This window comes from Alkalicoccus daliensis, from assembly GCF_900103955.1.
Taxonomy (GTDB): Bacteria; Bacillota; Bacilli; order Bacillales; family Salisediminibacteriaceae; genus Alkalicoccus; species Alkalicoccus daliensis.
On sequence record NZ_FNIL01000002.1, the window covers coordinates 312,709 to 328,869 of the forward strand.

22 protein-coding genes are annotated in these 16,161 nt (G+C 36.8%); 9 read left to right on the forward strand and 13 right to left on the reverse strand.

Annotation, left to right across the window (positions count from 1 at the left end):
• Window positions 1–125 precede the first annotated feature (125 nt).
• The 3 genes from BLP92_RS06245 to BLP92_RS06255 form a co-directional block, all read right to left on the reverse strand.
• Complete coding sequence (locus BLP92_RS06245) at window positions 126–662, reverse strand: hypothetical protein (RefSeq protein ID WP_090841668.1); 537 nt, start codon at window positions 660–662, stop codon at window positions 126–128.
• A gap of 493 nt (window positions 663–1,155) precedes the next feature.
• Window positions 1,156–1,479 carry a hypothetical protein gene (locus tag BLP92_RS06250; protein ID WP_090841670.1) on the reverse strand — a complete coding sequence of 108 codons (324 nt, stop codon included), beginning with the start codon at window positions 1,477–1,479 and terminating at the stop codon, window positions 1,156–1,158.
• Window positions 1,466–2,098 (reverse strand): DUF6088 family protein, encoded by a 633-nt coding sequence (locus BLP92_RS06255; protein WP_090841672.1) that lies wholly within the window; start codon window positions 2,096–2,098, stop codon window positions 1,466–1,468. Before BLP92_RS06255 ends, BLP92_RS06250 begins: the two co-directional genes overlap by 14 nt.
• A gap of 52 nt (window positions 2,099–2,150) precedes the next feature.
• Between BLP92_RS06255 and BLP92_RS06260 the strand changes: the two genes are divergently transcribed.
• The 3 genes from BLP92_RS06260 to BLP92_RS18330 all read left to right on the forward strand — a co-directional run bounded on the left by BLP92_RS06260 (window position 2,151) and on the right by BLP92_RS18330 (window position 3,222).
• On the forward strand, window positions 2,151–2,471 hold the full coding sequence (locus BLP92_RS06260; protein WP_090841674.1) for a hypothetical protein: 321 nt from the start codon (window positions 2,151–2,153) through the stop codon (window positions 2,469–2,471).
• A gap of 218 nt (window positions 2,472–2,689) precedes the next feature.
• Window positions 2,690–2,971 (forward strand): AbrB/MazE/SpoVT family DNA-binding domain-containing protein, encoded by a 282-nt coding sequence (locus tag BLP92_RS06265; protein WP_090841676.1) that lies wholly within the window; start codon window positions 2,690–2,692, stop codon window positions 2,969–2,971.
• 83 nt (window positions 2,972–3,054) lie between these two features.
• Window positions 3,055–3,222 carry a type II toxin-antitoxin system PemK/MazF family toxin gene (locus BLP92_RS18330; RefSeq protein ID WP_090841678.1) on the forward strand — a complete coding sequence of 56 codons (168 nt, stop codon included), beginning with the start codon at window positions 3,055–3,057 and terminating at the stop codon, window positions 3,220–3,222.
• A gap of 520 nt (window positions 3,223–3,742) precedes the next feature.
• Here the strand turns inward: BLP92_RS18330 and BLP92_RS06275 are convergent.
• Window positions 3,743–4,027: a helix-turn-helix domain-containing protein gene (locus BLP92_RS06275; protein WP_090841680.1), complete on the reverse strand. Its 285-nt coding sequence runs from the start codon at window positions 4,025–4,027 to the stop codon at window positions 3,743–3,745.
• Window positions 4,002–4,382, reverse strand: coding sequence for a hypothetical protein (locus tag BLP92_RS06280; RefSeq protein WP_090841682.1), 381 nt, complete (start codon window positions 4,380–4,382; stop codon window positions 4,002–4,004). Before BLP92_RS06280 ends, BLP92_RS06275 begins: the two co-directional genes overlap by 26 nt.
• Before the next feature lie 444 nt (window positions 4,383–4,826).
• On the opposite strand from BLP92_RS06280, the gene BLP92_RS06285 reads away from it, so the two are divergent.
• On the forward strand, window positions 4,827–5,375 hold the full coding sequence (locus BLP92_RS06285; RefSeq protein WP_090841684.1) for a hypothetical protein: 549 nt from the start codon (window positions 4,827–4,829) through the stop codon (window positions 5,373–5,375).
• Between the two features lie 787 nt (window positions 5,376–6,162).
• Here BLP92_RS06285 and relB read toward each other — a convergent pair.
• The 3 genes from relB to BLP92_RS06295 all read right to left on the reverse strand — a co-directional run bounded on the left by relB (window position 6,163) and on the right by BLP92_RS06295 (window position 7,666).
• The gene (gene relB, locus BLP92_RS17870) at window positions 6,163–6,324 is read right to left on the reverse strand and encodes a type II toxin-antitoxin system RelB family antitoxin (RefSeq protein WP_139148928.1); all 162 of its coding nucleotides are present in this window, start codon (window positions 6,322–6,324) and stop codon (window positions 6,163–6,165) included.
• Between the two features lie 265 nt (window positions 6,325–6,589).
• Window positions 6,590–7,183 carry a hypothetical protein gene (locus tag BLP92_RS06290; RefSeq protein WP_090841686.1) on the reverse strand — a complete coding sequence of 198 codons (594 nt, stop codon included), beginning with the start codon at window positions 7,181–7,183 and terminating at the stop codon, window positions 6,590–6,592.
• A gap of 300 nt (window positions 7,184–7,483) precedes the next feature.
• Window positions 7,484–7,666 carry a hypothetical protein gene (locus BLP92_RS06295; protein ID WP_090841688.1) on the reverse strand — a complete coding sequence of 61 codons (183 nt, stop codon included), beginning with the start codon at window positions 7,664–7,666 and terminating at the stop codon, window positions 7,484–7,486.
• Between the two features lie 425 nt (window positions 7,667–8,091).
• Between BLP92_RS06295 and BLP92_RS06300 the strand changes: the two genes are divergently transcribed.
• Window positions 8,092–9,156 (forward strand): hypothetical protein, encoded by a 1,065-nt coding sequence (locus tag BLP92_RS06300; protein WP_090841690.1) that lies wholly within the window; start codon window positions 8,092–8,094, stop codon window positions 9,154–9,156.
• Window positions 9,157–9,331: 175 nt separating this feature from the next.
• Here the strand turns inward: BLP92_RS06300 and BLP92_RS06305 are convergent, their stop codons facing one another.
• The 5 genes from BLP92_RS06305 to BLP92_RS06325 all read right to left on the reverse strand — a co-directional run bounded on the left by BLP92_RS06305 (window position 9,332) and on the right by BLP92_RS06325 (window position 12,440).
• The gene (locus tag BLP92_RS06305; protein ID WP_090841692.1) at window positions 9,332–9,529 is read right to left on the reverse strand and encodes a hypothetical protein; all 198 of its coding nucleotides are present in this window, start codon (window positions 9,527–9,529) and stop codon (window positions 9,332–9,334) included.
• A gap of 230 nt (window positions 9,530–9,759) precedes the next feature.
• Complete coding sequence (locus tag BLP92_RS06310; RefSeq protein WP_090841694.1) at window positions 9,760–10,197, reverse strand: hypothetical protein; 438 nt, start codon at window positions 10,195–10,197, stop codon at window positions 9,760–9,762.
• A 180-nt stretch (window positions 10,198–10,377) separates the two neighbouring features.
• Entirely contained in the window at window positions 10,378–10,839 is a 462-nt protein-coding gene (locus BLP92_RS06315; RefSeq protein WP_090841696.1) for a GNAT family N-acetyltransferase, read from the reverse strand.
• 70 nt (window positions 10,840–10,909) lie between these two features.
• On the reverse strand, window positions 10,910–12,106 hold the full coding sequence (locus BLP92_RS06320; RefSeq protein ID WP_090841698.1) for a DUF2812 domain-containing protein: 1,197 nt from the start codon (window positions 12,104–12,106) through the stop codon (window positions 10,910–10,912).
• On the reverse strand, window positions 12,099–12,440 hold the full coding sequence (locus BLP92_RS06325) for a PadR family transcriptional regulator (RefSeq protein WP_090841700.1): 342 nt from the start codon (window positions 12,438–12,440) through the stop codon (window positions 12,099–12,101). Before BLP92_RS06325 ends, BLP92_RS06320 begins: the two co-directional genes overlap by 8 nt.
• A 510-nt stretch (window positions 12,441–12,950) precedes the next feature.
• On the opposite strand from BLP92_RS06325, the gene BLP92_RS06330 reads away from it, so the two are divergent.
• From BLP92_RS06330 to BLP92_RS06345, 4 genes are all read left to right on the forward strand, one after another.
• Window positions 12,951–13,433 (forward strand): hypothetical protein, encoded by a 483-nt coding sequence (locus tag BLP92_RS06330; RefSeq protein WP_090841702.1) that lies wholly within the window; start codon window positions 12,951–12,953, stop codon window positions 13,431–13,433.
• A 177-nt stretch (window positions 13,434–13,610) separates the two neighbouring features.
• Window positions 13,611–13,892, forward strand: a complete 282-nt coding sequence (locus BLP92_RS06335; protein ID WP_090841704.1) for a hypothetical protein — start codon at window positions 13,611–13,613, stop codon at window positions 13,890–13,892.
• Between the two features lie 364 nt (window positions 13,893–14,256).
• The gene (locus BLP92_RS06340; RefSeq protein ID WP_090841705.1) at window positions 14,257–14,979 is read left to right on the forward strand and encodes a class I SAM-dependent methyltransferase; all 723 of its coding nucleotides are present in this window, start codon (window positions 14,257–14,259) and stop codon (window positions 14,977–14,979) included.
• A gap of 127 nt (window positions 14,980–15,106) precedes the next feature.
• Entirely contained in the window at window positions 15,107–15,853 is a 747-nt protein-coding gene (locus tag BLP92_RS06345) for a MerR family transcriptional regulator (protein ID WP_090841707.1), read from the forward strand.
• The last annotated feature ends 308 nt before the right edge of the window (window positions 15,854–16,161 follow it).

Sequence of the window (16,161 nt, forward strand, 5' to 3'; positions counted from 1 at the left end):
CCAGACGTAATGATAAAAGAAAATAACAACATTCTTCCAATCATCCACTTCACTAACTAATTTTTGATCGAAGAGAGAAAGTACCCTGACTGGGAGGGCGCAAACTAAACAGCCTAAAGCGTCGGCTAAAAATCTTGGGTACAAGCTGACTCGTTTAATATATTTGGTAAGTAGCCCATATTTTCTACAGTAACAATATCTTCGTTAAATGGTTTTAAGATATTGTTAACATGCTTTTTACTCGTTATCTTTGGATACCCTAAGCAAACGTTTAAAATACTATCAAGTTTTTTAGAAGAGCCTCCAATGAAGTACTGAGAAATATATGTACTATCTTCTGAAGCAACGATCACAAGTGGTGCAAAGTCCAATACATATTCAAGTTCTTCTTCTTTGATAAGTCGGTCTGCAGAAAATGCTGTTTTAAATTCAGGGGTATTGAAAGAGTTGATAGAACCATCTAATACATATAATACAGATTTTCTGTAAATACAATAAACCCCCAAGATTGTTTTATCCGGTGGAATAAAAGGATCTTCCATTAAATGAGCAATTCTATCATCATCTTTCTCAATGGGAATTGCATGAAAACGAAGCACTATCATCTTATCTATAAAATCTATGCTTTTTGGTACAAAATCTTTTTCAGTGTAAGTGTGCAAGGATATTTGCCCCCTTTCTTTTCATTCATATTTGAGTGACTGCTATGATTTCATAGTAATTATGAGGCAGGCGGGTAATATTTGCAATTCGTCGATACACTTGATCGCTCCTTAGATCATAAAGCGCTATGCCAAAGAAGCGATAACGGTAAAATCCTAAATGTTGTGGCTATATGATTATTTAAAACAAACAAAAAGAGAAAAATATTTTTTGAAGAGTGAGACATATGGCTGCATTACATGATTTGAGAAATCGTCTGATGCAGGATCATTCGATCAAAGAAGCTTTATAGAGCGCTGGAGATGAAAGAAGAAGTATTTTCCTGGAAAAATTGATACTTTGCAACTCAATGAAACTTCCGATTTTACTCCAAAAAATGTAAGATCGTTGATACACTGCCGCAAAACATCCGTGCCTATCGTATAAAGGGCGGATGTTTTTTGATACTGTGATTATTTGAAAAGCACTTTCCGTTAATAAGGAAGCTGCTTTTCAAACTATTTTGTGCGGAAGTATGGCGCTCTCTATAATGTCTCTAAGGGAGGCTGCTGCTGTATTATAAGAAACGTATTGTGATAAAAATTCCTGTGTATTTGTTTCGAAGTCGTGTTTGAAAAATTCTTGCTTTAAGATGCGTTGCAGAGAATCTGTTAAAAGGTATCCTTTATTAGAGGAATGTGTATTTTTGCCAGGCTTGCGTTTAAGAAGCAGGGAAACATAGTAGTCTTTTTCCACTTGAAATTCTTCCAAATTATATTCACCTGCTGTACTCTCAATAATTTCTCTGAAGTTCTCTTTCTCTTTATGTAAATTCATCCATAATCCCCGCCTCATAAAATTTCACTTTCACTTCTGGTGAGTAGACATTTAAATAAGATTGTATCTTTTGCTTATTAAGGGGGATTTCCTTCAGATAATCCCTGATTTTTAACATTGCGGCATCGATCGGCTCTTCACTGACACGTTCAAAATCGTTTACCAGCTCAATGACTTGAAACAACTTGTAATTTTGCGCATTTACTGTTGCCTTCGGCTGTTTAATGATGACTCTTTTATTGTAAAAAGTGACTTCTCTTTTAGCAGAGGACGTATTGTTCGTTACAATTGTCGGGATGCTTGCGGTTTGCGTAGTTAATCCCAACGCATTGGCGAAATTAATTCCTGTTTTATACCCAATGATTTCGCCGTTATCGTAAAGGTATTTTTTACTGACGATTTTATCAACACTTAATTTCGGATGTTTCAGGAGAGCGTTTTTTCGAGGAATAAAATAAATTCCTTTTCCTACCTTAGTTAGGTAGCCATTATCTGAAAGTCTTTTGATGACCTGTCTGAACGTATTCGGATTCATCTGAAAATCTTCTTTTAAATCTTTTGTAAAGATGGGTTCGTTATAGCCATATTTCGTGACAATGCGGTCGTAAATTTCCTTCATTTAAAACACCTCCTATACGTATTGTAACATTAATTAATAAGTGGCACAAAAAATGTTACAAATGCTTTTTTATGTGTTCCTGTCAATCAATTATCATCATTCAAGCATTATGAATTTTGCTTTTGAGCAAAATGGAGAAGTGGCTCTTGGGGTTCCCTTTACCTCTTCAATGGGTGAAGAATCTAGTGAGCTGAATAGAGGAGAACCATTCATAGAAAGTGTTTCTGCAGATTCTACTGAACAAGACTATCCAGAGCTTGATCAAGAATACACCTTAACTGTGGAGCCTTATTTCTATTTAGAGGAGGAGGAACCAAGAGAAGCTATAAATGAACCATATATTGAAGTGAGTGTTATATTTACCGACGAATAGTTTTGATTTTCGTGTTAAAGAAGAACAAAGGTCGGTCGTTTTCAGAAGGAGCCGAATGTCCGAGCGCCATCTCTGAGTTTCATTATCATAGTCCTATTTTTACTATCGAAGGAAAATGCTATAGCGAATTCGAAAGTATAGAAATATGTAATACTTGATGTTTGTAGATACTGCGTATATACATTAAATATAAACAGTACTTTAAGGAGTTGAATCGGATGGCGCAGATAAATAATAAAGTGAGTCATCGAGAAGCTAAACTTCAAAATTGGGGAAACAGCAAAGCAGTCCGGCTAACGAAAGAAATACTGGAGGAAGCCGGTTTTAATGAAACTGAAGATGTGGTTTTTAATGTTGAAGTGGAACACAATCGAATTTCTTTAGTGCCAAAAAGTAAATTGACCCCGTTTCAAAAGTTGTTTGAGGGATACACTGGCGGAAAACCCGAGCTAAAAGCTTATTGGGATGAAGCAGAACCAGTCGGCAAAGAAGATTGGTAATTTGCTAATTGGATAAAAATTGATCTGCCTGTACATCATCCTGCGTGGAAAAGTACAGGCATTCATTAATTGGAGGAGATACAGTGACCAGATTTTTTAAAGCAGGTGACATCATAAAGATCGATATGTCTCCCGCATCAGGGCACGAACAACAAGGATACCGACCAGCTATCGTTGTTTCAGAAGAAAATGTACATAAACAGACAGATTTAATTTGGGCCCTGCCCATCACAAATACTTATAGCCGATAAATGGCAGAACCAAGAATAATAAGACGAGCGGACAAATTATTCAAACAACAAGGTATGTACTGTGTGAAAAGATAAAAGCGATTGACCCCCTGGCTAAAAGAGCCAAATTCACAGATGAAGCTAAGAGAGACCTGATAGAAAAGTGCAAGGCTATAATTGGTGCAATTACTTATATAGGGTAAATCAATCAGAGACCAATCATAGTGCTTGGTCTTTTTAGTGCAAAAGGCAACCGTCCCGTTTCACGCTGGTCCGTGAAATGTTCCTTTAATAAGAGTCAGTTATAAAGATGAGACTATTAATAAGTTTATTCGTTGTTATCTTTACAGGGGTTTTACTATATGTAAATAGACCCCCTAAACCCACGAATGAGAGCACAGCCTGGTAAATTTATGATAATAGTAACAAAATAAGAAAACGGCAGTACAAGGATTAAACCCTGCGCTGCCGCTTTTTTCTTGTGGGGAAACTATATTAAACTGCTGACGAAGAAAGGCTTTTATGTTTATTAAAGAATGAATCAATTTTTTACTTTTTCAGGCTTGTCCCTGTATTCGGGAGTGATGACTGATAATTCACCTAAAGCGTAGAATATTTTATTATAAGTATCCGAAGTGGCATTAGCGTCGCCTGATTCTACCTTGGAAAGAGTAGATTGTGTGATATTACTGCCATTTTTACGGATTTCAACGATCAATTCCTGCTGAGTCAGACCAAGTTCGATTCTTCTTTTAAGAATCTTTTTTCCCATTAGCACAGAAAAGCTGTTTAAATGTTTTTCAGTCCCTGGCACTTGCTTTAACATCTGCATAACATCGTCGAAATTTTTCCTGGTCATTTGAATCATCTCCTTTTTGCTGTGATTCAAAAAAATTCCTCATCATCTTTTCACTTTTTATTACTGCAGCTTCAAACTCTTGAGAGAAAGTATACTTTTTAATAACAGCCTGCGTAAAATATAAATATTGGTTAAATTCATCCTCTTTATAAAAGAAAATTGCTCTAAATGCACCTGTCGCAGGCCAGTTAACTCTGAGTTCAAGTAATGGTGGGTGGTCATCAAGCTCTTTCACAAATTCTGCTAATGTAATTATATGTCCCTCTATGGATTCCCCTATTAAATTCCTTAGACGTTTAGGGGGAACTCCAATTTCTTCCATGTAATTAAATGCCTGCGTGATTCGATGCGATAACTCTCTGTAGTTTTCGTCTTCATAAGCAGTTATTGCTATCTACCATTGGCTGATTACCATTTTCATCTTCAAGAAATTCTATTACGATTGTCATGGAAATATATCATACAAGATATAAATATTCAATCAATTTATATCCTATATGATATAAACACCCCACTTACTTAGAAATATATTCTGTTCAATCTATCTATATTACAGAACGTTTGTTCCTGTTTCATCAATTATAAATAGAATGATTTAATAATCCTGATTGCAAAAGGTTATTCTCAAAGAGTCTTATGTAAAACTATTCCTATGATAATTTTTAAAAGGGCAATACGATTTATGATACACTCTATTTATCAAAAATTACCAACAACAGAGCAATCCTATAAATATAAAATTTAAAGAGAATAGGGGGAGTTTCATTTGTTAGATAGAAAAAAATTATTCATAATTTTTCTCGGAATTTTCGTCACAGGTTATGGAACTTTGGCAATTATTGAAACTTTAAATATGAATTTTGATACTGTAGAAGAAGCATTCGAAGATTTTCTAATGGAAGAGCACGAGAGTGAGGCGCTTGCGTCCAGTGCTGCTAATAACAGCTCATATTATGAAGACGACAAATACACTTTTGTCGCTTATGAGGTAAATAATAAGATTGCTGTAGTGCACTTTGAGGAAGGAATTTTCGGATGGAGCTGGAGAGGTGTCTCCCGGTATGACAGCGAAGTCAGATCTTCTTTAAATTCGAGTATCTGGCAGTCCGAGGATGAAATTACAATACATGGAGTCATTCCCGACACAATATCAAATAAAGTAGTGAAAGTGAAGGCAGGGAATGAAGAGGCAGAAATATTGGAGCTGGATGATAATTTGCGCGTGTATATTTTGCATATAAATGAGGGGACAGAAGAATCAGAAAATATTCAGGTGCGCTTTTTTGATGAAAATGGAGAAGAAATTCAATTATAGGGGCGTCAGAATTTAAACTTCTCTGAATTTTTGTTTTAATTTCGTACAAAAACTTAAGCCTTATAGAAGAAAGCAGATTGCGGTTTTAAACAGTCTGAAACTTAAAAGTATTCAAATTTCTACTAATTAATGTAAAATTTTAGTTGACTATTACCATTGTACAAATTAAGATAATCTTAACTATTGGAGAAGATAAATATTTGTAATTCTTCACTATACATAAATTATTCGAGGAGGAAGTGCAGCAGTGAGTAGGAGCTTAAAAAGAGTACTTATTACAATTTGTATAATTTTTATTGTTTTTGTTCTGATCGGAGTGGTCTCGATTTACAGCATTCCTTCAAGTTCATAAGATTTATTGAGCAAAACTTTTTAACGTGGATAAGTTTTGCTTTTTTTATATACTATATGTTTAGTAGGACAATTTTTTAAATAGTTGTCTAAAACTCATGAAACTAAAAAGATCGCATAGTGGTCATTAAATCCTTGGAGGATAAATATGGGAGAGTCATCGAATGAAATATAAATTACTTTTCATGGTCGTGCTTGTCTCTGTACTGGGAAGTTCTCTTGTTAGTGGAATAGATATAATAGACTTTAGAATGAAATCCATTATATATATTGTTGCAATGATATCTTTAATTATTGTAGGTTTTATTAGTGTTCGTAAAAATAAACTAACAGGAATTTGAAAATATTTTCCAGTTTTTTCTTTGATATTTTGTTATGGCAGTAAATCTAATTCTTTCCTCATATCATCGAAGGAAAAGTCACTGGGATTGGATTCTTACTCTTTTATCGCCAGCGTATAAAGTTCTAAATCGATATTATTTTCAATATGTTCTAAAACAATAGCACGAAATAATTCAGATCCGCTCATATTATTACTTTTGGCAAATTCTTTAAATAACTTTTCTTCCTCCTCAGGTAACCATAATATTACTGACAATTACTTCTCCTCCTTTCAAACATGAACTCTCTGCTGTATTTCCTTAAAAAAATAAATTACCGGATGTATATCATGCAGATGATGGGAGACCACTGCAGTTCCTACTTTTCTAAAGGTTGAAATTAAATTCGCCTACTTGTTTAATATAATTTCAACTAACTTACTTTCTCCCCAAAAATATGGAACGTATACTTTATCAAATGAAGATACTTTATTTCTTTCTCTTCTTAATAATAATTCCTTGAAGTTATTTATATCTGCTTCATCAGCCATAAATGAATAAATGTATAAATTCATTTCTTTGAATTGTTTGTACGTAATAGATTTTTTTTGCTTTTTCCTCATACATTTCTAACATCATATTAGGAATATTACCAGTCCATTGAGCAGGCGGAATCACCCATTGTACAATTCCTTTGCTATCCAGTTTATATTGATAGTGTGAATATGCAGTTAGATATATTAGTTCTTTATCTTTAAAATTACACAATTGCTCAATAGAAGTTAAAGGGATTGCTTTGTTGTTACTATTCACATAAGGATTATCCTCTAATAAATCATCAAATATAAAATTAATTTGCGTCTTATTTTGACGATTTAAATGTTTTTTATTGTGGCCAGCTGGATAAGACGTACATTGAGTCATCTTTAGAAAATTTAAAAAAGGCTTCCCGATAAGATTCCCGAAAATTATATTTTCATGAAATTCTGCAGTAACTACCTCTACACCAATATCATTAACATTATCCTGTATATCGGGTCTGTCACTATTTTTAGCGTGCGCATACTTTTCAAAATCGTATGATTTTAGTGTTTCTAAAGCATTTAGTTCAAGAGCATCATTCTGAAAGTTAAACACTGTATCACCTGCCTGCCTTGGAATACAAAAAATTCCCGACACTGAAATTCAATTTATAAATACAGGACAATTTTAGCATATTGTTAAAAAGAAAAACTTTTTTGCAAACGCTTGAAATCGAGTCTGTGTATTTCATCCCTAAAACTTCAATTCTTCCGTACACGAAAGCTAGTGCAGGGGAGCTGACTTATCTTAGAGCTATGTAAAAGCATAGGCATATATATTAATTGGAAGTAAAGTTTCAATGCAAAAAACACCGGATACCGAAAGAAGGCTCTCTTTCCGGTACCCGGTGTGCAGTTAAAGTTCTTTTTTCTCTGTTGTTTCTACCTCTTCAGGCGGGTCCCGATGATTTCTCGATCGAAGCATACCTGTTCCTTTGAGGAAAATAGTCATCGCGGCAAGGGAAACAGCAGACAGCATCAACACGCTCAGCGTAACAACGGATATTTCCCAATAAGCAGAGGAAAGGACGGTAGTCATAAGATCACATCCTTGATTTTCATTCGCGTGGATGAAAATATGCGTCTTTCTTTATCTATTCCCTGAAAAAGCCAGGACTAACCGCGGAGGTATCTACTTTTTTGAAAGAGTGAGATAACTTAAAAATTCTTATTAAACTCTGGAAATCCTGGTTGAAAAATGACCTCACATAATATGTACAAGTTTGTCCTGCCATATTTAGGGAACAAATTTTATAAGAGAAGTATAGTTTTTTTAGTTGAATACTTTCAGCTTGATATAAGAAAGGAGTCAAAAATGATACGCAATATTGTCTTTTATCTGATTATAATTCTAATAATAATAGCTGTTTTTCAGTTCATATAAGCTGCTCTTTTAAGATACTTAAAAATAATACCTGGGAGGTTTTTAATATTAAAAAATATGCAGCGTTTCCTTTTGCAGCAATGTTAATTTTTTCTGCCTGCGGCAATAATGATGAGCAGGATACCAATAACTCTCCGGAAAGTAATGAAGCAGAAGAGAATACAGCAGAAAACAATAGCGCCACAGAAGACGCTGAGGACGTGGATAATACGGCAGGCGGTGAAGAAGAGGGTAGCAGCAGTATCGGAAATAATGAGAACGAAAATAATGTAAATGAGACGAATCAAGCAAATAATAATCAAAATACGAACAATGATATAAATGAAGAAAATGAAGCTGACAACAGTATTGCAAACAAAGAGAATACAGAAGATGAGGAAGCAGACAGCGAAGACGAAGTGGAATACGCCCCGGAAGATGAAGGAGAAGAGCGGGAGGCTGTGACTGCGAAAGAAGATAATTATATGCAGGACGGCACGTTTACCGGCGGGGAAGTAACCGATGGAAAAAGTGTTGGTGCTATTGATCACGGCATTCATGAGGAGTATGAAAGACTTGTTCTTGATATTTACGATGGCTCTTACCAAGAGCTTGAGGGGCCTGCAGATATACCGAATCACTTTGAAGTATCAAAAGAAGCATATCCGGAGCGTCTCGTATATACATTGAGCGGGATCCGCGGCCAGCCGGAGGAGATACCAGACCTTTCGAACATGAATTATTTTTACCACATGGATATCATTCCATTATTTGATGATGCCACAATACAATTCGCTGTTTATTTGCAGGAGTCGATTGAATTTGAAGTATTCGAAATGCATGAGCCAGCGAAAATTGTTACGGACGTCCGGCCGGAAGAAGAGATGCAGGAGTATAAAGCAGTGTATTCTCTAAGAACGGCTTCTATTCCACAGGATGGTGATATAGAGGATATCCAAAGACGGGAGTTTGAATTAGGAGAAAGAGATGCAGTTAATGTGCGGACTTTACACTCCGAGGACAAAACCTTAACAGTGGAAGAAGGATATTATCAAACGTTAGAAGAAGCGGAAGAGAGAAAAGCTGAACTGGAGAACGAGGAACTGGATTTTGAGCTTCACATTGAAGAGCGGGGGATGCATGGCCTCCCTGAGAATATTGAATAATAGTTGTTTTATCTGTTTTAAAGCATTAATTTATGATTGGGAATTATGCAGCAGTGCATAAGGATGTTGAGAAATAACGAAAGAGCCTGTGCTGATAAAAAAATTTTATCAGCACAGGCTCTTTCTTCGGGAAGTTACATGGGTTTATCATCAATAGTTTTTCTTTTATTAGAATTTATTCCACGAAGTAACTGGAACCTAAATGCTGCACTGATTGATTATAAAAATCAATTTTATCTATATAAAGTGCCATTAATTCATGTGATTTTTCATCAGAAAGAGAAAATTCATGAACCATTGTATAATGCATCCCCTGAACAAAATACTTTTTATCAGGACTCCTCTTTTGCTGATTACGTAATTTACTCGCCAAGAAGATCCCTCCTTTAAGGATATTCTTTTAAAGATAAGACAGCTTTGGCTATATTCCTATCTTTAGGTTTCATAAAACGAGTGATGGATATTTCGAACATAATGTCCGAGGTGTCGATGCCAGATGATATATTAATGGAAGAAAGATTTCTGGATATCAAAAAAGAAGCCGATAACTGCTAATGAAATAAAAAATCTCCGTTGGAATAGCTGCCTTAAAATTCATTTGATCTAAACTATCTCTACATACAAAGTATAGGAGGCGGATTTTGCTAAATCACCTTCCCATTCTGCTGAAATTTCAAATATATACGTTCCAGGATCTTCGGGAAAAGTGACCTCATTATTTACTGCGTTCAATTCAGATATTGGCTCATTCTCACTCCATTCCTGGATACTTATACTTGGATCAGAACCGTCATCAAATACAATTGTTCCAATGGAGCCGCCATCAACTTCCGTCCGCTCCAACTCTTCAGATTGGACTAATTGCGGTGGTATATCATACTCTGCAGCACCCTCTGTCCAGTGGTAAGAACCACGAAAGGTGGATATTTCCGTATCGTCATTCACTACAACTTCTGCTTCCGGCGGCTCTGTATTGCAGCCGGAAAGGATGGTCGCGAAAATCAACAGTAATACTATCATTTTTTCTCCGGACATAACCATGTTCAATCCCTCCTAAGCTCTTAAAGGACTCCATATTATGGATTTTACCATATCAAAAACGTTAAGATTCAACATGGGATTTTCTGGTATTGAAAGTTGTGCTTTATTATTAACTTTTAGAGAGACTGGAAAAATATAATCATAGTAGCTGCGGAGGCAGTTTTAGAATATGTTAAGAAATTAAAGGTGTAGTTTTAGCCCTTGATGCGTAGCTTTAAATCCTAATTTTTCATAAAATCTTAGTGCATCGGGTCTTGCTTTATCAGTTGTGAGCTGAACTAAATGACAGCCTCGTTCTTTTGTGCGTTGGATTGCCCATTGGATTAGTTCTGTACCTGTTCCTTTTCCTCTTGCAGCGGCTGAAGTTCTGACTCCTTCGATTGTCGCTCTCCACCCACCTTGGTATGTGAGATAAGGTATGTAAGTAATCTGCAGCACCGCAAGCAATTCATCTTCATAACAAGCGATCACCAACTCATTATTTGGATCCGCAGTAATAGCATCAAATGCTTTCACATAATTGCTGGGGAGGGGATGCTCATACCGCTCCCGCTTATTTCCTAATTCGTCATCTGCAAGCATTGCAATGATTCCATCCAAGTCTTTTTTCTCTGCTAATTTAAACATTAACGATTCACCCATAAAATCTCTCCTTTTATGATTACAGTTTCATAATTTGTTGATGGATTTTCTCCATAAGGCTCACTGCACCTCAAACGGATTTTACAGATCTTCTCACTCTGAAATAGTAAGCCCAGGCCCGCAGAATAAGAATCAAAAACATACTTATAGCGATAGGATAGACGGTAGTATTGAACCGTTCGATCCCTGAAAGTGAAAAATACCCCTGCTCCAGTACAGCTGGAAGCATAAACGAAAAGAAATTTAAGCTGAATATAATCACAATCGGAGCGAACATCAGCGTATACAGTCTGGAAACTTTCATTGCTGCCCGTTTCTTGCTTTCGGGATCATCATAGATGGCAGGCTTCTCTTCTTCCTCTGTATAACCTTTTCTCCATATGGACCATTGCTGCCAGTTCATTCCTGAAACATATACGCGTTCCCAGCCTGCTTCACGGTGAAAAGCATGAGCGCTTTTATCCGCTCTTCCTTCAAAAATCGCGCTGTAGGCATACAGCTGCTTATCGGATCTCTCAAATTGAAACTTAAATCCTCCTGTATAGACATGGATCAAGTGCCAGCCTGACTGCTCTTTCTCTTCCAGCCATTTTACCAGTTTATCGGGTGCATATATCCATCCGAATTTATATTTGGTCTGCCGTTCGCTGGATCCGGCTTGGGGTGTATCTGGGGCCTCTTGTACAGTATAAGAAGGGGAACTTTCCTCAGACAAACGTTTTGCTTCTTTTTTCAGGGTGAGAAGAGAGTAGATTCCTATCAGCGTTACAGCAATCTGAACGGCGAACACAATATATGTAAAAATCCACATCGGACTTTCCACGCGGGTTACTTCAATCGGTCCGCTGCTTAAATAAAGAGGAAGCAGTATGCCGGCCTGCACCGTCATAGTAAATATAAGAAAGAGAAAATAAATCCACCAGCATGTTTCAATTTTACCGTTTCTTGCTTCCAAACCATCACGAACGATGGATGTTTTTACGTCTTCTTTTGGTTTGGAGTTTCCATACACTGCCCATTTTCGCTGTGCAGTCAACACCTGCCAGCTGTCTTCCTCCAGTGCTTTTGGCAGAGGATGCTGGCGGGTGCGGTCAAATGAGACAGCGAATGTTTCCTGTAAAGATGACTCATCTTTAAAAGTAAAGCGGCTTAATTTCGGCTGAAAATGTGTAAGCGTGAACCCCTTTTCCGCCATTTCTCCGAGCCACTGCTCCGTTCGCTGTATGTGAAAGCTCCAAAAAGGTTTCCAAATATGTTTTTTACTCATTTATATCCCCCCAGTGTGCCATTGCATTTGTATACAACTCTTCCAGCCTTGTCTTTTCTTTCTGAAGAACCGTTTTACCGAGCTCGGTAATCTCATACGTCTTTTTTCGTTCTTCATTTGCGTAGACGACGATTAAATGATCCTTCAGCATCTTGGTAATCGTCCCGTAAATTGTGCCGGATCCCAGCTTCAAGCGGCCGGAGGTAATCGATTCTACATATTTAACGATCCCATAACCGTGCTGCGGCTGCTTAAACAAACTTAATAAAATATAAAAAGCAGTTTCGGACATAGGCACGTACTTTTTAATCACTTTATCAGCAGGTGCTGTCATATCCTTCCTCCTCTGTATAATACAGTGTATTTTATGTCATGACGTGAGTATATCACATCGTGATATATAGAACAATGTAGTATTCGTAATTCTTCGTTCATCGTCTGACTGTAATGTAATTAATAGAACAAGCAGCGTTAGACGATATACCATATTATTGGTAAGGTGTATTAAAGAGCACAACTAGTAACCGCCTGCAGGATTTTCTGATGAATATGATTGAATGAAATAAATACTTCCAAATGATTCGAAAAAACACGATATGAAATTTGAACATTCTTTCGAGAAAATTCCTTAAAACAATAGATTTCTTTTCGCTTTTCCGCAAGAACATCCGACTTTCAGGAAAGAAAAATGTAATTCATCAAACAATCGAAAAACAAACAAGAAGTTTTAACATAAGAAAGGACGTTTAATCAAATGTTAAAAAGATTTTTGTCTAGAGTGTGGGTATCAATATTAATATCAAGTGCCCGCTTCGTAACGTATACGCTTGTAAGGAAGAAACATGTGAACGATAGAAAGAAAAAGCCTTATAAAGAAACTGTCAGAACTATGAAGTTTCTGGGAGAAATGCTGATAAAATCGAAACAGTTGAACGAAGATTTTTCCCAGGGACCTGAACCGATACGCACAGAAGCAGGGAGGAGACTGTTATTTGCTTTTATATTGCAGAGGGACAGACGCGAAGAGGAAGACTTTTATCTATACGCTGCTCAGGAGTGGATGAAGGATGTATATAAGCAGAGCATAAGAGCTTCGATTCTATTTTTCTTTCTCAACTTCAGTTTATATATAAGTGCCATTGGGCTCACTCGAGTTGTCGGGGAGATTGAAGGAATTCCAGCACTGCTCCTATTTACTCTCAGTATATTGTTTTCTTTCCTCGGCTTTTATCTTGCGCTGCTGGGAAAGAACTGGAAGAAAGGTGCCATGATAGGTATACATGCAATTATCTTATATCAGTTTACCTACTTTCTGAACGTAATTTAATAACAGCTGGACTTACTGTTGTTGAAAAAAGTAAAGATAGGACACACAGAATTATTACACTCTTTAAAAATTTGATAAAAACGCCTAACGTAAATGCTATGGTAAAGTAATTTATAACCAATGTAAGCACTTTCTTGAAATGAAGTTTTAATTTAGCAGTTAAATGGAGGTTTTAATTTGGGAAAATCAATGATAAAAAAAATTATCATTTTTGATTTGCTACTTATTTTTATATTTACGGTTGGATATGTTTTTATAGAGTATTTTTCTGGTATAGCTCATGGACAGGATTTGCTACTACTACTATTAGTAACTGTCATGGGGTCAATTTCTTTTACTAGCAAAGCTCTTGTTTGGGTAGTTGTTAATGGGGAAATCAATAAAGCGATAGGAATGCATGCTTCGTCTTTCATCTTCTTAGCATTATTTTTTTATGTTTTAGTATCTATGCTGAAATAATGCTTCTTATCTATGTGGCCGTGGGTTAAAAATCACCTACTAAGTGCCAGCGTAGGGAGAGCTATTTTCGTTTATAAGTGCCTTCTACTTCTTGTAGAGGATATTAGAGAACCCTTTACACTGAAGATTCTGAGGAGCGACCAGGTCGAGGAATTCATTTTGAACTTAGAAAAAGAATAAAAATATCGTTTTAAAAAGAATGAAACCATCGACAGGACGATGAAACAGAAATGCAGGTTAAAACTAAAAACCAGCCTTACAAACAAAAGTGTTCTATTTTTAGATTAATCGATCGGACTTAATTTTTTGGTTATATTCACGAATGGTATAATAAATAAACCAAATTAAAACGAGGTGAGCTTAGTTGAGCAGAGTAGAGCAGCGTACAAAATTAGATTTAGATCGCATTATTTTTATCGGCAGGACCTTCGAAGAATATTTAGATATGTTTTTGCTTTCTGCGGAGGAACTGCAGGGGAAGAAGATCCTGGATTGTCCCGCAGGAGCCTGTTCATTTACCGCCGCAGGGAACAAAGCAGGTTTTCAGGTTACAGCCTGTGACATTGCATATGATCATTCGCCTGAAGATTTAAAGAACAAAGGACTGGAAGATATACGCCATGCAATGGAACATATGGAGAAAGCAAAAAACAATTACTGTTGGGATTACTTCAGTAATATAAACAAACTGAAAAGTCACCGGCTGCGCGCACTGAAAGACTGCACGGACGATATGAAAGAAGCAGCAAACCGTTATGTGCCGGTGACACTCCCTGAGCTTCCCTTCAACAACGAAGAATTCGACCTTATTCTGTCTGCACATTTTCTTTTTATGTACGCTGACAGATTAGATTATCAGTTTCATCTGGAAACGCTGCAGGAGTTATTGAGAGTATGCAGAGAGGAAGTCCGAATTTTTCCTTTAGTCGATTTGGAAGGAAAACGTTATGAGCATTTAGATGAAGTTATCAGTTTTCTAGCTGGTCAAGGATATCAAGTGGAAGAAGTGAAAGTGCGGTATGAATTCCAGCGAAATGCTAATGCTATGTTGAAGATTATAAAAGGCTCACAGGAAAGAGGACAATGAAAAACGTTGTTCTCTTTCTTTTTTAATTTATTTAAACGAACGATTTTGCTAAAAAAGATTTTTTTAATTTGTTGACTCTCACGTTACGTCATACTTTAAAGTAATTAGTGAAGGAGGTGGCAGACAGGTGAAGTTAAAAGTAAAGGAAGTGGCGGAGCTCGTCGGGATCAGCGTCCGGACACTGCATTATTACGATCAGGTTCAATTATTGTCTCCCGCAAAAACGAGTTCTTCCGGGTATCGGCTCTATGCAGAAGCGGACCTGGAAAAACTGCAGCAAATCTTATTCTTCAAAGAACTGGGCTTTTCCCTGAAAGAAATTAAAAAAATCATTACCAGCCCTTCCTATGACGTGGAGGAAGCACTGCTGCTGCAGAGAAAAATGCTCGTTGAGAAACGAAAAAGTGTGGAGAAAATGATAGAAAACCTCGATAAAACAATGAAGCACAAAAAAGGAGAGATTTACATGACGAAAGAAGAAAGATTTGAGGGAATAAACTTCAGAGACAACCCGTATGAGCAGGAAGCCCGCGAACGTTGGGGCGATACACCGGTGGACGAGGCAAATGCAAACTTAGGCAACAAGTCACAGGAGGAGCAGGACCATCTGGCGGAAAAGTGGGAGATGTATTTCCGGAAATTTGCAGAGCTTCGCGGCAAGTCACCAGATGCAGCAGAAGTGCAGGAAGTAATGAGAGAATGGTATGATTTTTTGAATGAAAACTTTACCAGGTATTCGCTGGAGGCATTCTCTGGATTAGGGCAATTATATGTGAGTGATGAACGCTTTACGAAGAATATTGATCAATACGGGGAAGGGCTGGCACAGTTCATGAGTGAGGCGATGCAGCGGTTCGCTGAGAAAAAGAAGTAATACAATGAATACAGGAAGGGAGCAGGTGAGTATAAAAAAGTGTAGATTTGACCCCTGGCTGAGGCAAGGGGTCTTTTAAAGCTGGCGGATTTCAATAGTTCCCTTGCAAGTGGGAGTTTTCAAAAAGAAAGTATAACTTTAGCGATTGTCTCTTCATTTAACTAGGCGGTATTTACTTAACATCAAATGAAGATGTGGTTTTAAATAAATAATCAGAAAATTCATTGTATAAGAACGTGCGTTCGTTTATACTTGGAATTAACAACACTAAATAGAAAGGAGTCGTGATTTCTACAGGAATAATATTA

Coding starts and splice junctions, on each gene's coding strand:
- BLP92_RS06275 (WP_090841680.1), bottom strand. CDS start 4,027: ATGTTAAAGCAAGTGCCAGGGACTGAAAAACATTTAAACAGCTTTTCT.
- BLP92_RS06310 (WP_090841694.1), bottom strand. CDS start 10,197: ATGGTTATGTCCGGAGAAAAAATGATAGTATTACTGTTGATTTTCGCG.
- BLP92_RS06260 (WP_090841674.1), top strand. CDS start 2,151: ATGTTACAAATGCTTTTTTATGTGTTCCTGTCAATCAATTATCATCAT.
- BLP92_RS06265 (WP_090841676.1), top strand. CDS start 2,690: ATGGCGCAGATAAATAATAAAGTGAGTCATCGAGAAGCTAAACTTCAA.
- BLP92_RS06295 (WP_090841688.1), bottom strand. CDS start 7,666: ATGACTACCGTCCTTTCCTCTGCTTATTGGGAAATATCCGTTGTTACG.
- BLP92_RS06300 (WP_090841690.1), top strand. CDS start 8,092: ATGTTAATTTTTTCTGCCTGCGGCAATAATGATGAGCAGGATACCAAT.
- BLP92_RS06325 (WP_090841700.1), bottom strand. CDS start 12,440: ATGACAGCACCTGCTGATAAAGTGATTAAAAAGTACGTGCCTATGTCC.
- BLP92_RS06250 (WP_090841670.1), bottom strand. CDS start 1,479: ATGAATTTACATAAAGAGAAAGAGAACTTCAGAGAAATTATTGAGAGT.
- BLP92_RS06320 (WP_090841698.1), bottom strand. CDS start 12,106: ATGAGTAAAAAACATATTTGGAAACCTTTTTGGAGCTTTCACATACAG.
- BLP92_RS06255 (WP_090841672.1), bottom strand. CDS start 2,098: ATGAAGGAAATTTACGACCGCATTGTCACGAAATATGGCTATAACGAA.
- BLP92_RS06315 (WP_090841696.1), bottom strand. CDS start 10,839: ATGGGTGAATCGTTAATGTTTAAATTAGCAGAGAAAAAAGACTTGGAT.
- BLP92_RS06280 (WP_090841682.1), bottom strand. CDS start 4,382: ATGGAAGAAATTGGAGTTCCCCCTAAACGTCTAAGGAATTTAATAGGG.